Raw genomic sequence first — 22,952 nt, 5'->3', positions numbered from 1 at the left:
TCCCTTGCCGGGCGCACCTCCGTTGCGATTTCGAAAGGTTGGGTTCACGAGCCATGCCAAGTGCTCAGGAGCTACAACATCAATTTGGTGAATATCGAGGCGCCATGCCCCGTCCATCAGATTTCGATCTCTTTTGGAAGGATCGCATGGCCGAGGCCGACGCGGTCGGGCTTGACTATGCGATCGAGACGGCATCGGTCACAGATGCCGTGACCTGCCAGCTTTTCGACCTCTGGTATACCGGCATGTGTGGCGCTCGCCTGCATGCCAAGTACCTTAAACCCGTCTCGGACGAGCCCGTGCCATTGGTACTTCAGTTCCATGGATATCCGGGTGCAAGCCGCAGCTGGTTTGAGCAGGCGTCGTTTGCGGGCATGGGCATGGCACTCATCGCCCTCGACTGCCCCGGTCAAGGAGGTCCCTCCGAGGACATTGGTGGATTTGAGGGCACAACGGTCGCGGGCCATATCGTCGCCGGTATCGACGGCGACCCGGCCAACCTCTACTATGTCCGCTTGCACCAAAATATTCGCATCCTGTGTCGCATCGTTCGCGAGCTCGAGGGCATCAATCTTGCCCGTGTGTTTGTGAACGGCGCGTCGCAGGGCGGCGGTTTGGGCATTGCGACCTGTGCACTTAACAGCGAGCTTATCAATCGCGCCGCCATCCTCTATCCCTTCCTGTCGGATTTCCGCCTGGTCTGGGACTTGGATGCCGACGACATTGCCTACGAGGGCCTGCGCTATTGGTCTCGCTGGTTTGACGAGGACTCGACTCGTATCGACGAAGCCTATGCCAAGCTGGCGTACATCGATTCCAAGAACTTTGCCCCTATGGTCAAATGCCCCGTGCTGTTTGGCACCGGCACAGCCGATACCGTCTGTCCGCCAGCGACGCAGTTTGCGGTCTATAACAACCTGACCTGTGAAAAGCGTCATGAGTTCTTTGAAGGCTTTGGCCACGAGGAGATTCAGGATTTTGACGATCTGATCATTCCGTTTTTCTGCAAGGGAGGGGAGGCTCATGTCTAAGTGCGAGAGCAATGTCGGCGAGCTGATTGTCCCCGACCTTGTGGGGATTCCCGGGACGGTTTCGTCAAGGCTCTCTGAATATCGGGACTGGCACGGTGATGTTCAGGCAGATGTTTCTGATTTGGAGACATGTGCTATGAATCTTGAGATTCAAGGCCTGGCCATTACGGCGATCGATTTCGCCAATCCGTATGCCCGCTACTCCGAGGTTTCCTTTGAGCTTGGTGGCGATGTGGTCCACGCACGTTTGATCGAGCCTGCCGGTCGCGCCCGAGCATCCGAGCTTGTGCCGCTATGTCTGATGTTTCACGACATCGACCGACCCGTGCGGGGATGGCATCACATGACGAGGTTTGCGGCCATGGGATATGCCGTGCTTGCGCTGGACGATGAGGCGATTGGACCCAGCGATCTGCGGCAGGGGATTACCTCGCCTGCTTTTGTCAGGCGCGTCCGTTGGGGCTGCGCGTTGGCGGAGGTCGCGCGCAATCTTGATGGCATGGACCCCGACCGCATCTTTGCATGGGGCGAGGGTCTTGGCGGCGGAGTCGCGCTGGCGGTTTCTGCTCTGGACGAGCGGGGCCTCGCCCGCACGGCGGTTGCCAATCCGCTTCCTGGCGGCCTCGAGGTGCTGTCGTCTCGGGTGCGCGGATCGGTGCTCATGGGCACATCGCTTATGGATACCGTGAGCGATCCCAAGGATCAGTTTGCCGTATTCAACGGTCTTGAGTGTGACCGGAGGCATATCATCTATGCAAAATACGCTCACGAGCGCATCAATGCGTTCGAAAACGAAGTCGTAGACTTTTTTAACCAAACGTTCCACTCGTGTTCTTTGGCCTAGACGGCCTGGACACTGCCAACAAGAGTGGGTGGCATAGGGCCGCCCGCCAGACAACTAAGGAGATTCTTGTGGCAACTCAGAAATTCACCGGCGTTATCCCTCCCGTCGTTGTTCCCGATACCGAAGATCACCAGCTCGATGTTGCCTCCTTTGAGCGCAGCATCAACCGCATGATCGATGCCGGCGTCGATGGCCTGTTCTTCTTGGGCTCTTCGGGTGAGGTCGTTTTCTCCACCGACGAGCGTCGTCGCCAGATCATCGCCGAGGCCGTCCGCATCGTCGACCACCGCGTGCCTGTTCTGGTCGGCATCATCGATACCGAGACCGAGCGCATGATTGAGCACGGCAAGGTCGCTCAGGAGCTGGGCGCCGATGCCCTCGTCGCCACCTGCCCGTTCTATGCCCTGCAGGGCATGACCGAGGTCGAGGAGCACTTCCGCATCCTGCACGAGGAGCTTGACCTGCCCATCTTTGCCTATGATATCCCCGTCTGCGTTCACACCAAGCTCCCCTGGAAGCTCCTTGCCAAGCTCGGCGCCGAGGGCGTCCTTGCTGGCGTCAAGGATTCCTCGGGTGATGACATCTCGTTCCGCTACCTCGTTCAGGAGAACGAGAAGAACGGCCATCCGATGAGCATCCTCACCGGCCACGAGGTTGTTGTCGACGGCGCTTACCTCGGTGGCGCCGACGGCTCTGTCCCGGGTCTCGCCAACGTTGAGCCCGAGGGCTACGTTCGTCAGTGGAAGGCCGCTCAGGCTGGTGACTGGGCTACCGTCAAGGCCGAGCAGGATCGCCTCAATGAGATTTCGCACATCTGGGATGTCACCTCGGGCGTCCAGGGCTATGCCGGTGGCGTCGGCGCCTTCAAGACCGCTATGAACCTCATGGGTATCTTCGACAGCCCGACCATGCCGCGCCCGGTGAAGGCCATGACCGGCGAGAACGTCGAGGCTATTAGGAAGGTCCTCCAGGACAACGGCCTCCTGTAAAGCTTTCCCAGGCACCCGACCTCGCCGTTCAACCGTGTGGCCATGACTATTAGGTCAATGGCCACACGGTTTCTCGGCGATCTTGGGCACCAGGAAAACCTTTACTGCGCTGTGACGGCTAGCCTGACGGCGCATTTCCTATAGTTGTTTTTTATCTCCGAAGGAGAGCGACATGGAGAACAAGTACGTCTGTTCTGTCGATATCGGCGGAACTAAGATCGCGACTGCCATCATGGAGTACCCGGCTGACGGTAGTGTGCCCCATCCCGTTTTTGAGGCCGAGGTTCCCACCGAGGCCCAAGAGGGCGGCGAGGCCGTCTTCCAGCGTATCGAGGCGTCCATCAAGGCTGCTCTCGAGGCGAATCCCGATGTCGAGGTCCTTGGCGTCGGTATCGGTGCCGCCGGCGTCGTCGATCCCAAGACGGGCGCCATCGCGTATGCCAATGAGATCATGCCCGGCTGGTCCGGCGTTCAGTTGGGGCCGCGTCTGCGCGAGGATCTCGGTCTTCCCGTTGCCGTTGTAGGCGACGTGCAAGCTCATGCTCTGGGCGAGGCCCACTGGGGCGTCGGCAAGGGCAAGTTCTCCGTCTTGTGTCTTGGCATCGGTACGGGCATCGGCGGCGCATATGTCGAGAACGGCCGCGTGATGCAGGGCTTCCATGGTGCTGCTGGCCATATGGGCCACATCGAGTGCTCGGCTGCCGCCGGCATTCCCTGCGCCTGCGGGCGTTCCGGCCATCTGGAGTCGGTTGCTTCGGGCACTTCCATTGGTCGTATGTACGATGAGCGCTTTGGCCGTGTCGACCCCAGCCGTCCTTCGGTCGGTCGCGATGTGAACGACCTGTGCCGTGCAGGCGACGCAAAGGCGACCGAGGTCATCCATGATGCCGGCTTTGCGTTGGGTGCCAGCTTGGGCTCGCTCGCTAACATCCTGGACCCTGAGGTCATCGTGCTTTCGGGCGGCGTGATTCACCAAGGTCCCGATTGGCGTTCGCAGACGTGGAAGGATTCGGTGCACGAGGGCTATGCCAGCCAGGCGCTCGATCCGCTTCAGGACACGCCGATCCTCATCGGTTCTCTGGAGGGCGATGCTCCGCTCATCGGTGCCGCTGAGCATCTTCTTGCCTCGTTGAAGTAAACGTATCTGCTGTAGGAGCCTCCCGAGACAACACGCCTCGGGAGGCTGTTCTGAGAAAGGTTGCAGCCTTATGACCGTCGATCCTTTGATTCAATCCCTGAAGGGCAAGCTCGTCGTGAGCGTTCAGGCGTATATGGGCGAGCCGCTTCGTACGCCCGAGACCATGGCTCAAATGTCTCGCGCTTGCGAGCTTGGCGGCGCCGCCGCCATTCGCTGTCAGGGCCTTGCCGACATTGCCGCCATTAAGGGTCGCTGTGAGGTTCCTGTTATCGGCCTGTGGAAGGATGGGCACGAGGGCGTTTACATCACGCCGACGCTGCGTCACGCTCGCGCCTGCGTTGCCGCGGGTGCCGATATCGTGGCGATCGATGCCACCGATCGTCCGCGTCCCGATGGCAAGACCGTCGAGGACACCTTCCGTCCGCTGCACGAGGAGGGTGTGCTCCTGATGGCGGATTGTGCCACCATCGAGGACATTCGCCGTGCGGTTGATATGGGCTTCGACCTTGTATCCACCACGCTTTCTCATGGTGTCGCCGCCATCGACTGCACCATGGCCGATGGCCCCGATCTTCCGCTTCTGCGTCAGGCGACCGAGGAATTCCCCGGTCTTCCCATCATCTGCGAGGGCCGTGTGCACACGCCCGAGGAGGCTCGCGCCGCGATCGATGCTGGCGCTTGGGCCGTTGTCGTCGGCACTGCCATCACGCATCCCACGAGTATTACGAGTTGGTTCAAGGCTGCGCTTGAGGCGTAAGACAGGCCTCGTATCCGCTCGGGGCGGTATACTCAATATAGGCAATTGACCGCGCGGGATCCGGGTTGCTGGGTCCCGCGCTTGTTTTCGGGAGGCAACACATGCAAAAGGGAGATGCCATGGATGCGGCGGAGCGCTCGGAGCGCATCCCCGATATCGTCATCATCACCGGAATGTCCGGATCGGGCCGCACGCAGGCCATGCACGTGTTCGAGGACATGGGCTATTTTTGCATCGATAACCTGCCTCCGCGTCTGATCGCCCAGCTTGCCGAGCTCGTCGGCATCAATACGGGCGTGGGCAGGCATCTCGCCGTCACCTGCGATTTGCGTAGCCAGGGACTGTTTGACGAGTTGCTCGATGCGGTCGCCGCGCTCGAAGAACGCGAGATGAGCTGCGACATCGTGTTCCTAGAGGCTTCTGACGAGGTGCTGATTCGTCGCTACAGCGAAAACCGCCGCCGTCATCCCATTGCCAAACCGGGGGAGACTACGGCCGATGCCATTCAGCGCGAGCGCCTTCAGCTGCAGGGCGTGCGCGATCGAGCCGATATGATTATCGACACGAGCCGTCTGCGCACCTCTGCGCTGCGCAACAAGCTACGTATGGCATTTTCCGAACTGTCCGACCAACAGCTCATGGACGTCCATGTGTTCTCGTTTGGCTTTAAGCACGGCATGCCCGTCGAGGCGGACATTATGATCGACGTCCGCTTCCTGCCCAATCCGTTCTACGATCCCGAGATGCGTACCATGACCGGTCTCGATAAGAAAGTCTCCGACTTTGTTCTGGACCATCCCAAGACCCAGGAGTTCTGGAAGGCCTGGACGCAGCTGCTCGATACGGTGATGCCGGGCTATATCGCGGAGGGTAAGCCGCAGCTTTCTATCGCCATCGGCTGCACGGGCGGACAGCACCGTAGCGTCGCCATTGCCGAGGCCACGGCCCGTTACCTGGAAGGCGCCCAGTATCACGTGAGCATCTCCCACCGCGACCTGTCGCGCGCCAACACGAAGGCATAGGCCTGCATGTCGTTTACCGCTGAGGTGCGCGACGAGCTTGCGCGCTGCGAACCCGAATGTGAATACTGCGATTTGTCGACGCTTGCCGCCCTGACGCGTGTGAGCGGTACGCTTTCGTTGGCCGGCTCCGGGCGGTATCGTTTGACGGTCGCGACCGAGACGGGAGCCGTCGCGCGCACGATGATCACGCTGACGCATCGCATCCTTAAGCTCAAAACGGAATTCACCGTTCGTAAATCGGTCTTGCATAAGGTCCGTAACTATCTCATTACCCTGCCCGATCAACCCGACCTGGACAAGGCTCTGGTGCTGCTGGGCATTCTAGACCGCAGGGGAGGGCTCGTTGCTGGTGTTCCCCGACACATCGTTGCCCGTCCCTGCTGCAGGCTTGCCTACATCCGCGGCGCGCTCATCGCGGGCGGCTTCGTGGCCGATCCACGCGGCGATTTTCATTTGGAGATCGCGGTGCAGGGCGAGCAATATGCCAAGGGGCTTTGCGACCTGTTGGGGCAGATTGGGGTCCATGCTCGTGTTAATGCGCGGCGGGGGTCATATGCCGTGTACATTAAGAGCGCCGAGGAAATCGAGCATTTATTAAAGCTGATTGGTGCCAAGCGCAGCGTTGCCGAGATTGAGGAGGCGCGCGCGGTCAAGTTGGTTAAGAACGATGTGAACCGTCGCGTGAACGCCGAGCTCGCCAACCAGACCAGAAGCGCCGGTGCTGCCCAACATCAGCTTGCGCTTATCGATGAGCTCGAGCAGCGCGGCCTTCGCGATGCGCTTCCGGATGCCTTGGCGGTCTTTTGCGACCTGCGCGAGCGCTATCCCGATCTGTCGCTGCGTGATTTAGGGGAGATGGCTGACCCTCCCTTGTCGAAGTCGGCCCTCTACCATCGTGTTTTACGTCTTGAAAAGCTCATTGAAGCAAACAAGTAGTTTAAAGTATTGACGTATATACGGATTTAGCTGCTATTTTATTCTTTAAAACGTTTTAACGTAAATTTGATTTTCAATTTCGAGCATTCTCGTGAAATTCAAGTCAAAAAAAAGGTATATTAGGCGAGTGGTTAGTTTGTGGGCCTCAACGGCGGGCGCTGTAGCTTGCGGGGGCCTTACGAAAGGAGACACAATGGCAGTAAAGGTTGCTATTAACGGCTTCGGTCGCATCGGTCGTCTGGCTTTCCGTCAGATGTTCGGTCATGAGGGCTCCGAGATTGTCGCTATCAACGACCTCACCTCTCCCGATATGCTCGCTTACCTGCTGAAGTACGACTCCACGCAGGGCAACTACGCTCGCGATCACGAGGTCGTTGCTGGCGAGGATTCCATCACCGTTGACGGCAAGGAGATCAAGATCTACAAGGAGGCCGACGCCAACAACCTGCCTTGGGGCGACCTCGACGTCGACGTCGTTCTCGAGTGCACCGGCTTCTACACCAGCAAGGCTAAGGCTCAGGCCCACATCAACGCTGGCGCCAAGAAGGTCGTCATCTCCGCTCCGGCCGGCAGCGATCTGCCCACCATCGTGTACAACGTCAACCACGAGACGCTGACCGCTGAGGACAACATCATCTCCGCTGCTTCCTGCACCACCAACTGCCTCGCCCCGATGGCCAAGGGTCTGAACGACTTCGCTCCCATCGTGTCCGGCATTATGACCACCATTCACGCCTGGACCGGCGACCAGATGCCGCTCGACGGCCCGCAGCGCAAGGGCAACAAGCGTCGTAGCCGCGCCTGCGCCGTCAACATCGTCCCCAACACCACCGGTGCTGCCAAGGCTATCGGCCTGGTTCTCCCCGAGCTCAACGGTAAGCTCATCGGTGCCGCCCAGCGCGTCCCGACGCCGACCGGCTCCATCACCAACCTCTACGCTGTCGTTGACAAGAAGGTCACCGTCGACGAGGTTAACGCCGCTATGAAGGCCTACGCTGCCACCATCTCCGAGACCTTCGGTTACAACGAGGACGACATCGTCTCCACCGACATCATCGGCGAGACCCACGGCTCCATCTTCGACGCCACTCAGACCATGTGCTCTGACCTCGGCAACGGCCAGACCCTCGTTCAGGTCACCTCTTGGTACGACAACGAGAACTCTTACACCTCTCAGATGGTCCGCACCATCAAGTACTTCGAGAAGTTCGTTGCTTAATTTAGCTTTTAGCGAATAGCTCGTTGAGCGTCTAAAGAAGGGCGCGGCCTTATAGGGCTTACACCCTAGGGTCGCGCCCTTTTTATAGGAAATCGTCTGCCGTAATGGGAGGCAGACACGTACGAAAGGTAGAAGCAAACATGGCCTTTACCAAGAAGACCGTCCGCGACATCGATGTCGACGGCAAGCGCGTTCTCGTCCGCGTTGACTTCAACGTGCCTATCAAGGATGGCGTCGTTGGCGACACCACCCGTATCAAGGCTGCCCTGCCCACCATCAACTATCTCGTTGAGCACAACGCTCGCGTCATCCTCATGAGCCACCTCGGCCGTCCCGATGGCACCGGCTTCCAGCCCGAGCTGTCCCTCGAGCCCGTCGCCAAGAAGCTCGCCGAGCTCTCTGGTCTCGACGTTGCCTTTGTCGCCGACACCTACGGCGAGAAGGCTGCCGAGGCTGTCGCTGCCGTCGAGCCGGGCAAGGTTCTCGTTCTCGAGAACGTCCGCTTCGATAAGCGTGAGAAGAAGAACGATCCCGAGATCGCCAAGAAGCTTGCTTCCTATGGTGACGTCTTCGTTCTCGATGCCTTCGGCACCGCTCACCGCGCCCAGGGTTCCGTCGTGGGCCCCGCCGCTTACCTGCCTGCCGTCGCCGGCTTCCTGCTCGAGAAGGAGGTCGACACGCTGACCGGCATCTTCGCCGAGCCCGAGCGTCCCTTCGTCGCTATCGTCGGCGGTTCCAAGGTTTCCTCCAAGATCGGCGTTCTCGATCACCTCATCGACTCCGCTGACACCCTGATCATCGGTGGCGGCATGGCCTACACCTTCTTCCTGGCTCAGGGCTTGACCGTCGGTCAGTCCCTCAAGGAAGAGGACTGGGTCGAGCGCGCTGGCGAGATGCTCAAGAAGGCCGAGGAGAAGGGCGTTAAGATCCTGCTCCCCATCGACAACCGCGTTGCCGATCACTTTGGCGAGGACGCTGTCCCCGAGGTTGTCGCTTCCGACGCTATCCCCGACGATCGTGAGGGCATGGACATCGGCCCCAAGACCGAGGAGCTCTACGCCGAGGCTGTCAAGGGCGCCAAGACCGTGTTCTGGAATGGCCCCATGGGCGTCTTCGAGTTCGATAACTTCGCTCACGGCACCCAGGCTATCGCCGAGGCTGTTGCCGAGGCCGACTGCACCTCGATCATCGGCGGCGGCGACTCTGTCGCAGCTGTCAACAAGTTCAACCTGGCCGACAAGATGAGCTGGATCTCCACCGGTGGTGGCGCTTCCATGGAGCTCGTCGAGGGTAAGGCTCTGCCCGGAGTGGAGGCGCTTCTCGATGCCTAATCGCACTCTTCTTATCGCTGGTAACTGGAAGATGAACAACGACGTCGCCGAGGCCGCCAAGCTCGCCGACGAGCTGGCTCAGGCTCTACCCGAGGTTCCGGCTGGCGTCGAGGTGCTCGTCTGCCCTCCGACCATTGACATCACCACGGTTCATGACCGCATTCAGGCTGCCCCCATCGCCCTCGGTGCACAGAACGTGTACTGGGAGGCCCAGGGTGCCTTCACCGGTGAGTCCTCTTGCGACATGCTCAAGTCTGCTGGCTGCACCTACTGCATCATCGGTCACTCCGAGCGTCGCGACTACTTCCATGAGACCGACGAGGACCAGAACAAGAAGGCCAAGGCCCTCGTTGCCGCCGGTCTTGTTCCCGTCTTCTGCTGCGGCGAGTCCCTCGAGGTCCGCGAGGCTGGCACCTATGTCGAGCACGTCGTGAACCAGGTCAAGGCTGGTCTCGAGGGTCTCGAGATCACTTGCCCCAAGCAGGTCGTTGTCGCCTACGAGCCCATCTGGGCTATCGGCACCGGCAAGACCGCTACCGCCGAGGACGCTCAAGAGGTCTGCGGCGCTATCCGTGAGACCCTCAAGGAGATGTTCGGCGAGGAGCTCGCCAACGGCATCCGCGTTCTCTACGGCGGTTCCGCGAAGCCCGGCAACATCGCCGAGCTCGTCGCCAAGCCCGACGTTGACGGCGCCCTCGTGGGCGGCGCTTCGCTCAAGGCTGCCGACTTCGCCTCTATGGTCGTTAAGGCAGGCGAGTAGGACATATGGCACAGCGTCATCTTCCTGCACTTCTGATCATCATGGACGGCTGTGGCCTAGCTCCGGCCGATGGCGAGAACGCCGTCGCCGCTGCCAAGACGCCCTTCCTTGATAGCCTGTACGCTCAGTATCCCCACACCACGCTCGGTGCTTCGGGCGAGGACGTGGGCCTTCCCAACGGTCAGATGGGCAACTCCGAGGTAGGCCACCTCAACATCGGTGCCGGCCGCATCGTGTTCCAGGAGCTTTCGCGCATCAACAATGCCATCAAGGACGGCTCTATCGCCAAGAACGAGGTCTTCGTCAAGACCATGGACGATGTCAAGGCCGAAGGCAAGACCCTGCACCTCATGGGCCTTATGAGCCCTGGCGGCGTTCATTCTCACATGAACCATGTCGAGGCCCTGGTCAAGATGGCTGCCCAGCATGGCGTCAAGACCGTTCGCGTCCACGCCTTTATGGATGGTCGCGATGTCGACCCGCAGTCCGGTGCCGGCTACATGAGCGAGTTCTGCGCCTTCCTGGCTAAGATTTCCGAGGAGACCGGTTGCGACGCTCGCGTCGCCACCGTTTCGGGCCGCTATTGGGCCATGGACCGCGACAACCGTTGGGAGCGCATCCAGCGCGCCTACGACGTCATGGTCAATGCATCCGATGCCGATACCGATCCCGTGGCCGGTATCAAGGCCTACTACGAGAAGGACCCGCGCGGCGACGAGTTCGTCGAGCCCTTCGCTGCCCACAACGAGGGCATCCACGAGGGCGACGCGGCCATCTTCTTCAACTTCCGTCCCGACCGCGCTCGTCAGATGACCCGCGTGTTCACGGACAAGGAGTTCGACGGCTTTGAGCGCGAACAGATCAAGCTTTCGCACTTTGTGACGATGACCGAGTACGATCCGACGTTTGACGTCGAGGTCGCCTTCCCCAAGACGTTCCCCGAGAACGTTCTGGCCGACGTTATCGCTGCCAATGGCCTGAAGCAGCTGCACACCGCCGAGACCGAGAAGTACGCCCACGTGACGTTCTTCCTCAACGGCGGCATCGAGGAGCCCAAGGAGGGCGAGGAGCGCGTGCTCGTCGCTTCCCCTAAGGTTGCTACCTACGATCTGCAGCCCGAGATGAGCGCTCCCGAGGTTACCGAGAAGCTCGTCGCCGCAATCAACGAGGATCGCGCTGATTTCTACATCGTGAACTTCGCGAACTGCGACATGGTTGGTCACACCGGTGTCTTCGACGCCGCCGTTAAGGCCGTCGAGGCTGTTGACGATGCTCTGTCCAAGGTTGTCCCGGCGATTCTCGCCAAGGGCGGCTTTGCGCTGATTACCGCCGACCATGGCAACGCCGACCACATGTTTGACGTCGCTTCCGATGGTTCCAAGCATCCGTTTACGGCTCACACCACCAACCGTGTGCCGTTCATCATCGTTGATGAGAAGGCCCAGCTCACCGGTATCGAGGACGGCCGTCTTTCCGATATCGCTCCGACCATGCTCACCATGGCTGGTATTGAGCCTTCCGCCGAGATGACGGGTCGCGTGCTCGCCACCGAGGCCTAAGAGAAAACTCCAAGCGTTTTCATGCGAGGGGGTTGCCCATATTCGGGCAACCCCCTTTTGGTATTTCTGCCATTTCTGCCCCGTCCCCGAGTGGCAGGTAGGGGAGAGCGGGGGATTGTGGTACAGTACTGGAGTTTGAATTGTTCTATTAAGGAGCTTATCTATGGGTCCGTTTCAGATTCTTCTGTTTGTCGTTTGGGCTGTCTCTGCCGTGGCGCTGACGATTCTCGTCCTGATGCACTCCGGTAAGGGTACCGGCGTTTCGGATATGATTGCCAGCTCGCTGTATAACTCCAGCTCTGCCACGGGCGTTATGGAGCAGAACCTCGATCGCCTGACGGTAATTATGGCCGTCGTTTTTGCTGTGTGTGTCGTTCTGTGCATGTTCTTCTTCCCGCAGGGCATCGTCGGCTACTAAGCATCGGCGTATATACGTTTGTAAAGGGTCTCGCATGTGCGGGGCCCTTTTTGTTTACAGACCTGTAATAGAGTCAAAATATCCCCACATACTTCGCCTAACTAAAGAAATTCTCGACCGTTAACCGGAATTAGCGCCATATTGTGCATAAAATGCGCTACTGTATTGCGAAACGTTGGTCCGCACTGCATAACCAGCCATAACGGCGGACCGCGTTTGAATGGTTCGATCGGGCTGTCTCGACGTTGCCCGGCCGAATTCACTTTGTCCTATCTCATAAGGAGGATGGCATGGCTGATTCTATGTTCCACCAGCCCGTTATGGGTCGTCGCGCCTTTGTTGGCGGCACCCTCGCTGCGAGCTCCATGGCTTTTCTTGCCGCATGCGGCAAGAAGGGCGGCGACGCTTCCGGATCTGACTCCGGTTCGACGCTGAACTTCTACATCAACAACCCGGTCTGCATCGACCCCTACAACGTCCAGGAGGATCAGGGCACTCAGGTCGAGTACCAGCTCTTCGACGCTCTGACGGAGTACGACCCCGAGAAGGGCGAGATCGTTCCGCTGGCTTGCGAGTCCTTTGAGGCTAACGACGACGCCACCGAGTTCACCTTCAAGATCAAGAAGGCTAAGTTCCACAACGGTGACGACGTTACCTCCAAGTCCTTCAAGCTCGGTTGGGAGCGTCTAGTCAACACCAAGTCGGCCATCGCCACCGAGTATGGTCCTTCCGAGGTCTCCTATCACCTTTCCATGGTTGAGGGCTATGACGATCTGCTTGCCGGCAACGCTACCGAGCTCAGCGGTGTTACTTGCCCCGACGATGAGACCCTCGTCGTCAAGCTGTCTTCCGCTTACGCCGACTTCCCCTTCGTCGCCTCTCACCCGGCTCTGTCCCCGGTTCCCGAGTGCGCCGAGTCCGATGTCAAGAGCTTCTACCTTGCCCCGGTCGGTAACGGCCCGTTCATGATGGACGGTAAGTGGGAGGATGGCCAGGAGATCAACCTCAAGAAGTTTGACGATTACTATGGCGACAAGGCAAAGATCGACGCCATCCACTTCCAGGTCATCAAGGACATGGAGACCGCTTACAAGGAGTTCCAGGCCGGTAACCTCGATGTCTGCGACGTTCCCGTTGCTCAGATCGACGCCGCCAAGAAGGACCGTGGCGAGTCCAAGGACGGCTACACCATGGGTGACGGCGAGCATATGCTGCTCGGTGCCGAGCCTTCCACGTACTATCTGACCTGCAACACCACGGCCGAGCCGTTCAATAACGCCGACCTGCGCAGGGGCATCTCCCTGGCCATCAACCGTGAGGCCATCTGCAAGACCATCTTCAAGGGTACCCGTACCCCCGCCGACGGTATTGTTCCTCCGGGAATCGCCGGCTACAAGGAGGGCGCATGGGAGTTCTGCGCCTATGACGTCGACAAGGCTAACGAGTACCTCGACAAGGTCGCTCCCGCTGGCGCTAACGGCGATCGTGGCATTAGCGTGACCCTTTCCTACAACCAGGACGGTGGTCACAAGGAGATCATGGAGTCCATCATCGGCGACCTCGCCAAGGTTGGCGTTACCGCTGTCTCCGATACCCCTGAGTGGTCTGCCCTGCTCGAGCAGTATCAGAACTTCAACTATCAGTTCGGCCGTCTGGGCTGGATCGCCGATTACCCGATCATGGACAACTTCCTGTACCCGCTGTTCCACTCCGACTCCCTCGGTGGCGACAACCGCTCCGGTTACAGCAACCCCGAGTTCGATGCCAAGGTCGACGAGGCCCGCACCACGGTTGATGACGAGGAGCGCATCGCCAAGATGCGGGAGGCCGACGCCATGGTCGCTGCTGACTGCCCGGTTATCCCGGTGATGTTCTACACGCACACCATCGCTGGCTCTGACCGCGTCAAGCATCTCTATGTTGATCCGCAGAAGCACGCCGATCTGGGTACCGCCGAGCTCGCCTAAGGGTTTTGCAGCTTCCGTGAGGGTCAAGTATTTACGTAGACCTCATGGGAAACATACAGTTCTCCCTAACCTGGGGTAAACTGGCTGATGGTAATTTTGGGATGCCGGTCTGGCGATCGGCATCCCATTTAGGTTAATCCCTAGATAGGGGAGTGGTATGGGTAAGTACATCGTTAAACGTGTGCTTCAGTTCATCCCGGTGTTTTTGGGCGTTACGCTGATTCTGTTCGCCCTCCAGAATATCGTGCCGGGAGATCCGATCAAGCTGATCGGTGGAGACAAGGCTCTGTCCCCCGAGGTGGAGCTTCAGCTTCGCGTTCGCTATCACCTGGTCCAGACGGACGAGGACGGCAACGCGATCCTTGACGAGAACGGCGACCCCGTTCAAACGTCGCTCGTGGACCGTTACTTGTATTACATGAACGGCCTGCTTCATGGCGATCTGGGCAATTCGTACCAGCGCAAGCTGCCGGTTACGGAAATCTTTGCCCAGAAGTATCCGTATACGGTCAAACTTGCCGCGTGCGCCATCGTGCTCGAGGCAATCATGGGTATCGGTGCGGGTATCATTTCGGCGGTTAAGCGTTATTCCTTCTGGGATATTTTGGTAACGCTCACCACGTCGATTCTCGTTGCCGTCCCGGCCTTCTGGCTCGGTATGTTGCTGCAGCTGTTCTTTGGCGTCATTCTAAAGGACGCCACGGGCGGTGCATTCTCCATGCCGATCTCGGGTGCCGGCGGTTCCAGCTCTCAGTATCAGGATTGGATGCACTATGTGCTTCCGACCATTACGCTGGCTTCGGTTTCGACCGCTTATGCCGCCCGCATTATGCGCTCGCAGCTGCTTGACGTCATGAACCAGGATTACATCCGTACGGCAAAGGCCAAGGGTCTCTCCAATCGCGCGATCATTATCAAGCATGCGCTTAAGAATGCACTCATTCCCGTCGTTACCTATATTGGTGTCGACTTCGGCGGCATGCTTTCGGGCGCCATCCTGACCGAGACGGTCTTTAACTGGCCCGGCATCGGCTTCGAGGTCTACCGCGCCATTAGTATGCGCGACTGGCCCATCGTTATGGGCGGCGTTACGCTCATTGTTGTCGTCGTTATGGTGATCAACCTGCTCGTCGACATTAGCTATGCATTCCTCGACCCGCGCATCCGCCTTGGCGGTCCGTCGGATAAGGCCTAAGGGAGGTACGTCTCATGCAGGAAACTGATTCTCAGTCTCAGGAGCAGGCTACCGCCACCAAGGCCGCATCTGCTCCCGCCAAGTCCCGCACGCTGTGGGGCGACGCTTTTAAGCGTCTTCGTAAGAACAAGCTCGCCGTTATCGGTGTCTGCTGGATCATCATCGTTGTTGTGGTCGCCCTGACCGCCGATCTGTGGGCTAAGCCCTGGCTCGGCTCTCCTACGGCTTCTGACTCGACCACCATGGCCGAGACTTCGCTGCTGGCTCCGTGTGCCGAGCACCCGTTTGGCACCGACTCTCTTGGTCGTGACATTCTCGTCCGTGTTATCTACGGCGCGCGCGTTTCGCTTTCCGTCGGTATTATGGCCACCGCCATCTCCACGGTGATCGGTCTGGTCATGGGCGCCCTGGCCGGTTTCTATGGCGGCATCTGGGATACGATCATCATGCGCTGTGCGGACATCTTCCTGGCGTTCCCGTACGTGCTGTTCGTTGTTGCCATGATTGCCGTTATCGGTCGTGGTCTTCAGAATGTCTTTATCGCCATCGGCATTCTCGGCTGGCCTTCGATTGCGCGCGTCTTCCGATCCGCGATCCTGACGGTCAAAGAGAACGACTATGTTGACGCCGCTCGCGCGATGGGTGCATCCGATGCGCGTATCGTGATGCGCCATATCTTCCCGAACTCCGTTGCTTCTATCGTGGTCTACGCGACCATGAACATTGGTGGCGCTATTCTGACCGAGTCCGCTCTGTCCTTCCTCGGCATGGGCGTTATCCCGCCTACGCCTTCGTGGGGCTCCATGATTCAGGACGGTCAGCAGTATCTTCTGACTGCTCCCTGGATGATGATCATGCCCGGTCTGGCAATTCTCTCGACGGTGCTCGCCTTCACCCTGCTGGGTGACGGTCTGCGCGACGCCCTCGACGTCAAGATGAAGGACGCATAAGGATGAAGAAGAACAAGAACTTTGTGGACCTGAAGGAACAGCCGGTTCCCGAGGGCCAGCATCTGCTCGAGGTCGATGACCTTAAGATGTATTTCCACACCGAGGATGGCGTGGTTCGCGCTGTCGACGGTGTGTCCTACACGCTCGATCGCGGCGAGACCCTGGGCGTCGTCGGCGAGTCCGGCTCGGGTAAGTCCGTGACCGCCATGACCATCATGGGCCTTATCTCGATGCCTCCGGGAAAGATTGAGGGCGGTGACGTTCGCTATCGCGGTCGTTCTATCCTTGAGATGACCGAGGAAGAGATGCAGCACATTCGCGGTAACGATATCGCGATGATCTTCCAGGATCCTATGACCTCCCTTAACCCGGTCTATAAGATCGGTAAGCAGGTGGGCGAGGGTCTTCGCTTGCACCGTGGCTACTCTAAGCAGGAGGCGCTCAAGCGCGCCACCGAGCTCTTGGACCTCGTGGGTATTCCCGAGCCCGAGAAGCGCGTCAACGAGTATCCGCACCAGTTCTCCGGCGGTATGCGTCAGCGTGTCATGATCGCCATGGCTCTTGCCTGCGATCCCGATATTCTGATTGCCGACGAGCCCACGACGGCTCTGGACGTTACCATCCAGGCTCAGATTATTGAGCTCATGCAGGAAATGCAGGAGAAGAACGGCAACGCCATCATCATGATTACTCACGACCTGGGCGTTGTCGCCGACATGGCCGACAAGATCATGGTTATGTATGCCGGCCGTCCCGTCGAGTTCGGTACTGCTGATGAGATCTTCTACGAGAGCCGCCATCCCTACACCTGGGGCCTTATCCGCTCCATCCCGGAGCAGGCCATCGATGAGAAGAAGCCGCTGACGCCGATTCACGGCAACCCGCCTTCGCTCATGAACCTGCCCGAGGGCTGCGTCTTCTCTCCTCGCTGCCCCTATGCGACGGACAAGTGCCGCAAGCAGCGCCCCGAGCGCGTTGTTACCGAGTCCGGCCACTATTCTGCGTGCCATTATTCCGGTGACCCCGAGTTCCTCAAGAACGCCCCTGAGACGTCCCGCACGCGCAAGGATTCCAAGAAGGGAGGCGAGGCGTAAATGGCAGACAATAACGAGCGCACTCCGCTGCTGAAGGTCGAGCATCTTTCTAAGGAGTTCCCCGCAGAGTCCGGCATGTTCGCCAAGCGTTTTTCCAAGCGCGTCGTCTCTGCTGTGAATGACATTTCGTTCGAGATTTATCCGGGCGAGACCTTTGGCCTGGTCGGCGAGTCTGGTTGCGGTAAGTCCACCACGGGCCGCACCATCATGCGCCTGACGAAGCCGACGGCAGGTAAGGTGTTCTTCCAGGGCAAAGATGTTGCCGAGATGAGCAAGCACGAGATCAAGGATATGCGTCGTGAGATGCAGTTTATCTTCCAGGATCCTTATGCATCGCTGAACCCTCGTATGACCATCGGCGAGATCGTCTCCGAGCCCATGACCATTCACGGCGTGGGTACCAAGGAAGAGCGTATCGAGCGTGTCCGCGAGCTTCTCGACGTCGTCGGACTGAACCCCGAGCACATCAACCGCTATCCGCACGAGTTCTCGGGCGGCCAGCGCCAGCGTGTCGGCATTGCCCGCGCCTTTGCGCTCAAGCCCAAGCTGATTATCTGCGATGAGCCCGTCTCTGCGCTTGACGTATCCATTCAGGCCCAGGTTCTGAACCTTCTTAAGGAGCTCCAGGACAAGTTCGGTACGGCTTATCTCTTCATTGCTCACGACCTCTCTGTCGTGCAGCACATTTCTGATCGCGTTGCCGTTATGTATCTGGGCAAGATGGTCGAGGTTTCGGACTGGAAGACGCTCTACAGTGAGCCGCACCACCCGTACACGCAGTCGCTGCTGTCTGCCGTGCCGGTGCCCGATCCGGATATCCAGAAGACCCGCAAGCGCATCATTCTCGCTGGCGATCCGCCGTCGCCGCTGGATCCGCCGACCGGTTGCCGTTTCCACACGCGCTGCCCGATCGCGCAGGGCATCTGCTCCGAGAAGCTTCCCGAGTTTAAGGAAGTCGCACCGGGTCACTGCTGCGCCTGCCACTTCGCCGAGCCGTTCCCGATCAAGGAATCGCACATCGACCTGTAGTCGGTGTTCTCGTTCGGGCCCGCCCTGGTGTTGCTTTTCAGAACGTCCTCGGACATGTCGGAAGCCCCGCTGCGCGCTACGCGCTGCGGGGCTTCCTCCGTCCTGCGGGACGTTCTGAAAAGCAACACCAGGGCGGGCCCTGCGTTAACGCGGCAGAGGGGAGTGAGATTCCTTGATCGCTCACTTAATCTAATAGGAAAGTTAGTGAGGCCGGAGCTTTGGCTCCGGCCTCCCCATATAAGGGCTCGGCTTTGCCGAGCCACCAAATTTGCATCAGCCCCAGAACATGTTTTAGAACTGTGCCTGGAGTATGTGTTGGTAGGCCCCGAATCGGTGTTGCCTCCCGGCGCATTCCGCAGGGGGAGCGATATTTTGCAGCACGAAGTGCGTAGCAAAATATCGCCCATGCCCGAGGACGCGCCGGGAGGCAACACCGATTCGGGGCCGGGCATACGGATCTACCTGCGCATTTACAAATTCGTAAACTTTTTTGAAAAAAGTGCTTGCACAGTTCTCGAATCATAGGTTATTATTTTCCTCGTTGAACGCGCGGGTCGAACAAAACGAACTGCGAATCAACAATATAGCATGTCGGAGTGGCGGAATTGGCAGACGCGCTAGCTTGAGGTGCTAGTGACCGCTTTTTGGTCATGCGGGTTCAAGTCCCGCCTCCGACACCATCGCATTTGAGAAGCCTCTTCGGAGGCTTTTTTGTTACCGATAGACGGTGGGGTCCACGATGGAAACGCTTGAACGCAACGAGTGGGCAGACGTTGCCCAACTAGTCGAGATCACGAGCGATGCTGTCATCATCTGCGAGCTCGACGGAACCATTCTGCATGTGAATAATCGCTTACTTGGTTTGATGTGCGAGGAACGCGCCGACGTCATCGGTGGAGATGTTAAAGACGTCCTGTACTCGTCCGCTTTTGAACGTGCAACGGAACATCGTTTGCCATTTGAAACTGATGGCTCCGAGAGCGAACTGATGCTCAAGCTGAGCGATGGCTCCTTTATTCCCGTATTGGTTCGCGCAGGCTCCGTAACGCCTCCACGTATCTTTGGGCGCCGCGCGCCACGTGTCCTGGTGGCGCTTCACAGTATTGAGGAACAGTATTCTCACGACCGGCAACTCAAGCGTGCGTTATCGGAGCTTAGAGTGGCGAACAAGCGTCTCTCTGGCACGCTCTCGGTCATTATGAGCACTGTGGGCTCCGATGAGTTACCCAGCCTGCTTGATACCGTTTTGAACCAGCTTGTAGGAACGCTCGATGCTTCGGGTGCTGCTATCTATTTTTCTGAGAGCGGCGGCTTTAAGCTCCGCGGTGTTTCCAAGGAGCTGCTCGACAGCTACCTGCCCGAGTTTTTGCCGTATGGCGCTGGCATTCCGACGTATGTTCTTCGCGAGTCGCGTGCCTGTCGCTTGTCGATTCAACAGGACCTTGAGGGCGATAAGGCCGCCTCCGGTATGTTCATGGACCTGGATAATCGTTCTAAGCACCTGTTGCGCATGCAGGATATGCCTCCGTACCGCAGTGAAATCTGTCTTCCCGTTTTTTACGGTACGCAGATCCTCGGCGTGCTGGAAGTTGGTTGGAAACGCCCCCAGGCACCGCTCGCTTATGATGTTAATGTACTTGAGGTCATTTGCGATTACCTGTCTATCCAGCTGGTCGGCATGGCATCGAGCCTTCGCTCCCGTCGCACGGCCGAGCTTGGCCGCTCGCTCAATGTCTTGCGGGATGAGTTGTTTACCTTTCTAGACGATTCCGCCGCGGCTACCCAGGCGGTATCGTCCGAGATCTGCAATATGCTCAACTGCCATTTTTGCCCTATTGAGTATGACGCCAGTCTGGATTCCTACGTCATAGATTTTGAAGGCGGCAGTCGCGTTGCTTTGCCGGACGATCCCGAGAAGCTTTTCTTTTCCACGACGGCGCCAGCGGCACGTTTGGGGGCTGCCCCTGATGGCTTTGAGGCATCTGTTTTGGGCGGCACGAGTGCCGAGGACCTTAAACACGTCCGTATAACTCGCGTTGACGAATCGATGCCTATGGGAGGCTGGCTTAGAGCGCATGGCCTGCCTTGCCAGGGTCTCTACGTCGACGCCGGCATCGAGGCGGGGCGCCCACGCCCTGAGGGCGATGGCAAGCACAGTAACGACGCAATCGTTCCTGCTTCTGTTGCGAAGGGGCCGACGACGCGTGCGCTGCTGCTTCGTGATGGTAGCCAAGAGCCGATTGATGATCTTGAATATGACTACTTGGTGCACTTGGCGCATGACTTTGAACTGATCTACGAAGGCGAATCTCAAAAGCGCGAGGAGCGCCATATCGCTCAGACCCTCCAGATTGGCATGAGAAATTCCCTGGGGGATGTTCCGGGAATCGCCGCCGATTCGGTGTACCTGTCGGCCACGAACTCGGCGTTGGTCGGCGGCGATTTCTATACGCTCATCCGTCTTCCCGACGACTGCGCCGTCATGATTCTGGGCGATGTGTCTGGCAAAGGCATTGAGGCTGCATCGATGTCCGCGCTCGTCAAGACGGCCCTGACGGCATATGCCTGGGAGGGCGCTGGACCGGCCCGCATGGCACGCTCCCTTAACAGCATGCTCATGGGCTTCTCGAGGGTCGAGACGTTCGTGACGGCCTTTATCGCCAAGATTGACCTTAAAACCGGACGCGCAACGTATTGTTCGGCGGGCCATCCTCCGACCATGGTCATCAGGCCAGAGTCGATGCCGCTGGGTGGCGGCGAGGCCCGTGGGGGAGAGGTCGAGCTGCTTGGATGCCAATCGGGCGTAATCGGTGCATTTGAGAGCATGGTTTACGAGACGGGCGTGTTTACGTTCGCTCCTGGCGACATGCTCTTCATGTATACGGATGGAACGATTGAGGCCCGCGACCGCACCGGAGCGTTCTTTGGCGAGCAGCGCCTTCGTGATCTTCTGCTCTCTGTCTCGGGTGAGGGCGTATCGGGAATCTGCGGCAAGGTCTTGGGCGAGCTCGACCGATTTACCGAATCGGCGCTGGACGATGACATCGCATTAGTGTCCCTTGAGTTTTTGCGGGGCCGGTCCTAAACAGCGACGCTGGGCGCGCCGAATCCGCACGGTTGCGGAAAGGCATGCATCGAACAAGCTCTTTTGGGGAACCATGGTCGTATGAATGAGTGGAATGACATAGCGGTTTTGACGCCACCAGGCGATATCGACATCGCCACGGTGCCTGCGCTGCGTCGGCGGTTGGATGCTTTGATTGGCCGCGGCGTGCGTCGTGTCGTCATCAACTGTCAGGCTGTTAGCTTTATCGATTCGACGGGCTTGGCATTCCTGCTTACGCGCGCTCGTGAGCTCATGAGGCGAGAAGGCCTGCTTTCGCTCGTCAATGCATCAGGTGAAGTTGTTCGCTTTTTGGAGATTGCTCGTCTTGTCGATATCCTTCATGTCGCGGGGCCGGCACGGGAGTCTATTCCCGCCATTCCGGTGGGGGAGCTGCCTCGCTGGAGTAAGAGCGTCGAGGTCCGTCAGGGTATCGAGAATCTTCCATACTACCGACATCGCATCGCCGAACTCCTTGAATCGCTTCCGTTGCGCCGTGACGAGCGCTACGATGTCGCATTGGCGTCGGGGGAGGCACTGGGTAATGCCTATGACCATGCGGGCGGTATCGGGTGCGTCCTGACGGTTCAGGCCTATGGCGATCGCGTTGTGGTTGAGGTGCTTGATCAAGGTGCTGGCTATTCTATCGATGAAACGAGCGAGCCGGTCGCATCCGAGGAACGCGGCCGCGGTATCAAGCTTATGCGTATGCTCGTCGATAACGTGGAGGTTGCTCGTCGTACGGACGGCGCCGGCACGCGCGTGCAGATGGTGAAGCTGTTTAGCGGAGCGCTGGAATCGTGTGCCTAGCCAATCGCTTTAGCGCGTTTAGCTACTAAGAACATGCGGCAGACAAGTTTTTTGAAAAAAGTACTTGCGTCTTTTGGACAACTCGCGTAAATTAATAACCCGCAAGCGGACATGGCTCAGTTGGTAGAGCACAACCTTGCCAAGGTTGGGGTCGCGGGTTCGAGCCCCGTTGTCCGCTCCATTGCATTTCCGGACCGTTTAGGCGGTCCTTTTTCGGCGAAGTGGCCAAGTGGTAAGGCAGAGGCCTGCAAAGCCTTTACCCCCGGTTCGAATCCGGGCTTCGCCTCCAGGCAACATCCGGGCGCTCCGGCGCCCGTTTTGTTTTTACATATGCGGACATGGCTCAGTTGGTAGAGCACAACCTTGCCAAGGTTGGGGTCGCGGGTTCGAGCCCCGTTGTCCGCTCCAAACGCAACAGCCCGACTACTACGGTAGCCGGGCTTTTTCGTACCCATCGTATGGGCTCGAACCCGAGAGGGAGCGAGCGTTAAGCAAACGCGGAGCGTTTGTAGCGAGCTGGCGAGGACGCCGACAGGCGACCGAAGCCGGTGCGGATCCGCGAAGCGGATACGCAGACGCCCCGTTGTCCGCTCCAACTATCTTACGCGGTTCTAGCGAACCGCGTTTTTTGTTGACGCTGCGCGAGCCCCGGGCACCCCATCTTGCCCCTCAATCGTCGGTCGCGTACATAAAGTACGCTTCCCTCCTCTTTCGCGGCAACTTGGGGCACCCGGAGCCCGCTCGCTGTCGTGGCCGGGGGGTGTTCCTATAGTTTTGTCAACTGGGAAATGCTCTCCGTG

Annotated in this window: 19 protein-coding genes and 4 tRNA genes; all 23 read left to right on the top strand. The window is 58.8% G+C overall.

Features of this window, described 5'->3' with window-relative positions:
• Positions 1-53 precede the first annotated feature (53 nt).
• The 23 genes from DXA43_RS08460 to DXA43_RS08350 all read left to right on the top strand — a co-directional run bounded on the left by DXA43_RS08460 (position 54) and on the right by DXA43_RS08350 (position 22,560).
• Complete coding sequence (locus DXA43_RS08460; RefSeq protein ID WP_117806842.1) at positions 54-1,031, top strand: acetylxylan esterase; 978 nt, start codon at positions 54-56, stop codon at positions 1,029-1,031.
• Positions 1,024-1,875 carry an acetylxylan esterase gene (locus DXA43_RS08455; protein ID WP_117770488.1) on the top strand — a complete coding sequence of 284 codons (852 nt, stop codon included), beginning with the start codon at positions 1,024-1,026 and terminating at the stop codon, positions 1,873-1,875. The genes DXA43_RS08460 and DXA43_RS08455 overlap by 8 nt, the downstream gene beginning before the upstream one ends.
• A 68-nt stretch (positions 1,876-1,943) precedes the next feature.
• Positions 1,944-2,864: a dihydrodipicolinate synthase family protein gene (locus tag DXA43_RS08450; protein ID WP_089573615.1), complete on the top strand. Its 921-nt coding sequence runs from the start codon at positions 1,944-1,946 to the stop codon at positions 2,862-2,864.
• Between the two features lie 172 nt (positions 2,865-3,036).
• On the top strand, positions 3,037-4,002 hold the full coding sequence (locus DXA43_RS08445; RefSeq protein ID WP_022094876.1) for an ROK family protein: 966 nt from the start codon (positions 3,037-3,039) through the stop codon (positions 4,000-4,002).
• 70 nt (positions 4,003-4,072) lie between these two features.
• The gene (locus DXA43_RS08440; RefSeq protein WP_022094877.1) at positions 4,073-4,759 is read left to right on the top strand and encodes an N-acetylmannosamine-6-phosphate 2-epimerase; all 687 of its coding nucleotides are present in this window, start codon (positions 4,073-4,075) and stop codon (positions 4,757-4,759) included.
• 101 nt (positions 4,760-4,860) lie between these two features.
• On the top strand, positions 4,861-5,781 hold the full coding sequence (gene rapZ / locus DXA43_RS08435) for an RNase adapter RapZ (RefSeq protein WP_022094878.1): 921 nt from the start codon (positions 4,861-4,863) through the stop codon (positions 5,779-5,781).
• Between the two features lie 6 nt (positions 5,782-5,787).
• Positions 5,788-6,717, top strand: a complete 930-nt coding sequence (gene whiA / locus DXA43_RS08430) for a DNA-binding protein WhiA (protein WP_117806841.1) — start codon at positions 5,788-5,790, stop codon at positions 6,715-6,717.
• Between the two features lie 193 nt (positions 6,718-6,910).
• Positions 6,911-7,936 carry a type I glyceraldehyde-3-phosphate dehydrogenase gene (gene gap / locus DXA43_RS08425; protein ID WP_022094880.1) on the top strand — a complete coding sequence of 342 codons (1,026 nt, stop codon included), beginning with the start codon at positions 6,911-6,913 and terminating at the stop codon, positions 7,934-7,936.
• A gap of 140 nt (positions 7,937-8,076) precedes the next feature.
• Positions 8,077-9,267 carry a phosphoglycerate kinase gene (gene pgk / locus DXA43_RS08420; RefSeq protein WP_117564871.1) on the top strand — a complete coding sequence of 397 codons (1,191 nt, stop codon included), beginning with the start codon at positions 8,077-8,079 and terminating at the stop codon, positions 9,265-9,267.
• On the top strand, positions 9,260-10,027 hold the full coding sequence (gene tpiA, locus DXA43_RS08415; RefSeq protein ID WP_117806840.1) for a triose-phosphate isomerase: 768 nt from the start codon (positions 9,260-9,262) through the stop codon (positions 10,025-10,027). Before pgk ends, tpiA begins: the two co-directional genes overlap by 8 nt.
• A gap of 5 nt (positions 10,028-10,032) precedes the next feature.
• Positions 10,033-11,586, top strand: a complete 1,554-nt coding sequence (gene gpmI / locus DXA43_RS08410) for a 2,3-bisphosphoglycerate-independent phosphoglycerate mutase (protein WP_117806839.1) — start codon at positions 10,033-10,035, stop codon at positions 11,584-11,586.
• A gap of 163 nt (positions 11,587-11,749) precedes the next feature.
• Positions 11,750-12,004, top strand: coding sequence for a preprotein translocase subunit SecG (gene secG, locus DXA43_RS08405; protein ID WP_006236144.1), 255 nt, complete (start codon positions 11,750-11,752; stop codon positions 12,002-12,004).
• A gap of 290 nt (positions 12,005-12,294) precedes the next feature.
• Entirely contained in the window at positions 12,295-13,971 is a 1,677-nt protein-coding gene (locus tag DXA43_RS08400) for an ABC transporter substrate-binding protein (RefSeq protein ID WP_117806838.1), read from the top strand.
• A gap of 157 nt (positions 13,972-14,128) precedes the next feature.
• Positions 14,129-15,166: an ABC transporter permease gene (locus DXA43_RS08395; protein WP_117758574.1), complete on the top strand. Its 1,038-nt coding sequence runs from the start codon at positions 14,129-14,131 to the stop codon at positions 15,164-15,166.
• Between the two features lie 14 nt (positions 15,167-15,180).
• Positions 15,181-16,116, top strand: a complete 936-nt coding sequence (locus DXA43_RS08390; RefSeq protein ID WP_117640785.1) for an ABC transporter permease — start codon at positions 15,181-15,183, stop codon at positions 16,114-16,116.
• Positions 16,117-16,118: 2 nt separating this feature from the next.
• The gene (locus DXA43_RS08385) at positions 16,119-17,210 is read left to right on the top strand and encodes an ABC transporter ATP-binding protein (protein WP_117806837.1); all 1,092 of its coding nucleotides are present in this window, start codon (positions 16,119-16,121) and stop codon (positions 17,208-17,210) included.
• Positions 17,211-18,239 (top strand): ABC transporter ATP-binding protein, encoded by a 1,029-nt coding sequence (locus tag DXA43_RS08380; RefSeq protein WP_006236139.1) that lies wholly within the window; start codon positions 17,211-17,213, stop codon positions 18,237-18,239. It begins immediately after the preceding gene.
• 590 nt (positions 18,240-18,829) lie between these two features.
• Positions 18,830-18,919 (top strand) — tRNA-Leu (locus DXA43_RS08375).
• Between the two features lie 59 nt (positions 18,920-18,978).
• Entirely contained in the window at positions 18,979-21,324 is a 2,346-nt protein-coding gene (locus DXA43_RS08370; protein ID WP_117806836.1) for a GAF domain-containing SpoIIE family protein phosphatase, read from the top strand.
• An 81-nt stretch (positions 21,325-21,405) separates the two neighbouring features.
• Positions 21,406-22,152 carry an anti-sigma factor antagonist gene (locus DXA43_RS08365; protein ID WP_117806835.1) on the top strand — a complete coding sequence of 249 codons (747 nt, stop codon included), beginning with the start codon at positions 21,406-21,408 and terminating at the stop codon, positions 22,150-22,152.
• A gap of 105 nt (positions 22,153-22,257) precedes the next feature.
• Positions 22,258-22,333: transfer RNA gene (locus DXA43_RS08360), tRNA-Gly, on the top strand.
• A 34-nt stretch (positions 22,334-22,367) separates the two neighbouring features.
• Positions 22,368-22,441 (top strand) — tRNA-Cys (locus DXA43_RS08355).
• 43 nt (positions 22,442-22,484) lie between these two features.
• Positions 22,485-22,560 (top strand) — tRNA-Gly (locus tag DXA43_RS08350).
• Positions 22,561-22,952 lie beyond the last annotated feature (392 nt).

The organism is Collinsella sp. OF02-10 (genome assembly GCF_003463445.1).
GTDB lineage: Bacteria > Actinomycetota > Coriobacteriia > Coriobacteriales > Coriobacteriaceae > Collinsella.
This window is presented reverse-complemented; position numbering and strand designations above follow the sequence as displayed.

Coding starts and splice junctions, on each gene's coding strand:
- DXA43_RS08395 (WP_117758574.1), top strand. CDS start 14,129: ATGGGTAAGTACATCGTTAAACGTGTGCTTCAGTTCATCCCGGTGTTT.
- DXA43_RS08380 (WP_006236139.1), top strand. CDS start 17,211: ATGGCAGACAATAACGAGCGCACTCCGCTGCTGAAGGTCGAGCATCTT.
- DXA43_RS08460 (WP_117806842.1), top strand. CDS start 54: ATGCCAAGTGCTCAGGAGCTACAACATCAATTTGGTGAATATCGAGGC.
- whiA (WP_117806841.1), top strand. CDS start 5,788: ATGTCGTTTACCGCTGAGGTGCGCGACGAGCTTGCGCGCTGCGAACCC.
- gpmI (WP_117806839.1), top strand. CDS start 10,033: ATGGCACAGCGTCATCTTCCTGCACTTCTGATCATCATGGACGGCTGT.
- DXA43_RS08400 (WP_117806838.1), top strand. CDS start 12,295: ATGGCTGATTCTATGTTCCACCAGCCCGTTATGGGTCGTCGCGCCTTT.
- rapZ (WP_022094878.1), top strand. CDS start 4,861: ATGCAAAAGGGAGATGCCATGGATGCGGCGGAGCGCTCGGAGCGCATC.
- DXA43_RS08440 (WP_022094877.1), top strand. CDS start 4,073: ATGACCGTCGATCCTTTGATTCAATCCCTGAAGGGCAAGCTCGTCGTG.
- tpiA (WP_117806840.1), top strand. CDS start 9,260: ATGCCTAATCGCACTCTTCTTATCGCTGGTAACTGGAAGATGAACAAC.
- DXA43_RS08370 (WP_117806836.1), top strand. CDS start 18,979: ATGGAAACGCTTGAACGCAACGAGTGGGCAGACGTTGCCCAACTAGTC.
- DXA43_RS08385 (WP_117806837.1), top strand. CDS start 16,119: ATGAAGAAGAACAAGAACTTTGTGGACCTGAAGGAACAGCCGGTTCCC.
- gap (WP_022094880.1), top strand. CDS start 6,911: ATGGCAGTAAAGGTTGCTATTAACGGCTTCGGTCGCATCGGTCGTCTG.
- DXA43_RS08365 (WP_117806835.1), top strand. CDS start 21,406: ATGAATGAGTGGAATGACATAGCGGTTTTGACGCCACCAGGCGATATC.
- pgk (WP_117564871.1), top strand. CDS start 8,077: ATGGCCTTTACCAAGAAGACCGTCCGCGACATCGATGTCGACGGCAAG.
- DXA43_RS08455 (WP_117770488.1), top strand. CDS start 1,024: ATGTCTAAGTGCGAGAGCAATGTCGGCGAGCTGATTGTCCCCGACCTT.
- secG (WP_006236144.1), top strand. CDS start 11,750: ATGGGTCCGTTTCAGATTCTTCTGTTTGTCGTTTGGGCTGTCTCTGCC.
- DXA43_RS08445 (WP_022094876.1), top strand. CDS start 3,037: ATGGAGAACAAGTACGTCTGTTCTGTCGATATCGGCGGAACTAAGATC.
- DXA43_RS08390 (WP_117640785.1), top strand. CDS start 15,181: ATGCAGGAAACTGATTCTCAGTCTCAGGAGCAGGCTACCGCCACCAAG.